General features: G+C 62.9%; 2 protein-coding genes. One reads left to right on the top strand and one right to left on the bottom strand.

Going from position 1 to position 2060, the window contains the following annotated elements:
* The first annotated feature begins 42 nt into the window (after positions 1 to 42).
* Positions 43 to 1107: a tetratricopeptide repeat protein gene (locus NW857_RS06550; RefSeq protein WP_414333044.1), complete on the top strand. Its 1065-nt coding sequence runs from the start codon at positions 43 to 45 to the stop codon at positions 1105 to 1107.
* Here the strand turns inward: NW857_RS06550 and NW857_RS06545 are convergent.
* On the bottom strand, positions 1014 to 1847 hold the full coding sequence (locus NW857_RS06545; RefSeq protein WP_414347880.1) for a response regulator transcription factor: 834 nt from the start codon (positions 1845 to 1847) through the stop codon (positions 1014 to 1016). The two genes, NW857_RS06550 and NW857_RS06545, sit on opposite strands and share 94 nt — an antisense overlap.
* Positions 1848 to 2060: the final 213 nt, after the last annotated feature.

The following is a 2060-nucleotide window of genomic DNA, read 5'->3' as shown; positions in this document are numbered from 1 at the left end:
CAGAATCAGAAAAACAGATTCAAACGGCTCCGGGTTGATGCCATGCTCAAAGCCCACGACTCTGCCGGTTTGCGCCTGTTGGTCGTGGCTGCCCTGCTGCTGGGGGGCCTGGCCAGTTGGCGGCAGGATCGCCTCTTGGCGGTGATGGGTCTGGCCAGTGCGGCAGCCATTTCTGCCTTTACCCGCCCCGCCATCTTGGCCTACAACCGCGGTCGCGAGCGGTGGCTGAACCGGGATCTGATAGGGGCCGTCGAGCAGCTCAACCTGGCGCTGCAACAGGATCCCCATTTGACCAACGCCCACCTCCTGCGGGGCCAAGCTTACCTCGAACTCGGCCAGCTTCCCCAGGCGCTGGCGGACTTCGACCAGGCCACCCGGTTGGCCCCGCGCCGGCCAGAACCCTACCTTTACCGCGGCCTGATTCGCCAGTCGCAAGGGGATCTGCAGGGGGCAACGGCGGAGTTGACCGAGCTGGTGCGCCTACACCCCAACGCCCCCCACCACCTCCGCTTGGCCAACCTGCTTATGCAACAGGGATCCCTGTCTTCAGCTCTAACTCACCTGGACGAGGCCATTCGTCGGGATCCCACCTCGGCGCCCGCCTATGCCTGCCGCGCTACGGTGTACGGCTACCTGGGCGAATGGGAGGCGGCTTTGTCCGATTGGTCGCAGGCCATCCGCTGGGATCCCTCTCCGGCCCATTACTATCGGCGGGGCGTTGCCTATGCTTGGGCCGATCGCTATGGCGAGGCCGTTGCCGACCTCAGCCGCAGCCTAGAAATAGAACCGCAGCAGCCCAACGCCCTTTACAGCAGGGGCAACCTTCTCTATGCGCTGGGGGAGATCAAAGCGGCTTTGGACGACTACGAGCGGGCTTTTCGCCGGGAAGCGGACATAAACTGCATCGACCGCTCCGACGAGTACGGCCTGTACGAACGGGGGCTGGCCTACTGGAACATGGGGGATAGAGAGACAGCTCTCTTTGATTTGCAGGCGGCCCTGCAGCTCAGCCGTCAACGTCGCAATCTGGCTTTGGAGCAGCGGGTGCGCCGGTCTTTGCCGCGACTGAGCGATCCAGACGGGGATCCTGGCTCTCCTCGGACGTAGGGGCCAGCTCCGGAACCCCCGACAGCGGCTGGCCGGGTTTTCTGCTCCTGTAGCAGGGGGGGATTGAGGCCAAAGCAGTAGCCGACATTGCGCACTGTCTGGATCAAGCTGGGCTGGCGCGGATCCCGTTCCAGCTTTTTGCGCAACGAGAGGATGTGGGTATCAACGGTGCGGGGGTTATCGGTGGAATCCGGCCACGCTCGCTCCAGCAGTTCCAGCCGAGAGACGGGATCCCCGTCTGCCTGCACCAGCACCATCAGCAGGCTGAACTCCTGAGGCGTGAGGTCGATCCCTTCCCCGGCCAAGGTGACGCGCCGTTGCACCAGGTCGATTTTGAGATCCCCATACTGCAGAAAAGTGGGAGGGATACGGCGACGCAGCCGGCGGGTCAGGGCCTGAATATGGGCGTCTAACAGGGGCAGGCTGAGGGGCTTGGTGAGGTAAGCGTCGGCCCCGGCTTCCAGCCCGGTGATGATGTCGGCTTCGGATCCCCGCTGGGAGAGCAGCAAAATCAGCAGATCGCACTGGCGATGGGCCCAGCGGCACAATTGCAGGCCGCCGCGGTTGGACAGCTCTGCATCCAAAATCAGCAGGTGGATGGGCTGCTGCTGCAGCAGGGTTTTAGCCTGGCGGATGGTCTCTGCTTGCCAAACTGGGTGCCCCGCCTGTTGCAAGTGCCAACCCAGCAAGCTGCGCAGATGGGGGTTGCCTTCTGCCAGCAAGATGTGCAAGGGTTGCATGGCTGTCCGGTTGGGATCCCGCCCACATCATAGACAACCGCGGGTCGTCTTCGGGCAATGCTGTTCTGGCATGTAGGGTATATAGATTGGACAATCTTCCACCCAGACCATGGTCGCTTCCCCACCTCCCATCTCCGAACGTAAGCAGGATCACCTGGACATTGTTCTGCAGCAGGACGTAGCCGCCAAAGGGATCCGCACCGGCTTTGAGCG

Origin of the sequence: Synechococcus sp. H55.9, from assembly GCF_047462355.1 — a bacterium.
Taxonomy (GTDB): domain Bacteria; phylum Cyanobacteriota; class Cyanobacteriia; order Thermostichales; family Thermostichaceae; genus Thermostichus.
This window is presented reverse-complemented; position numbering and strand designations above follow the sequence as displayed.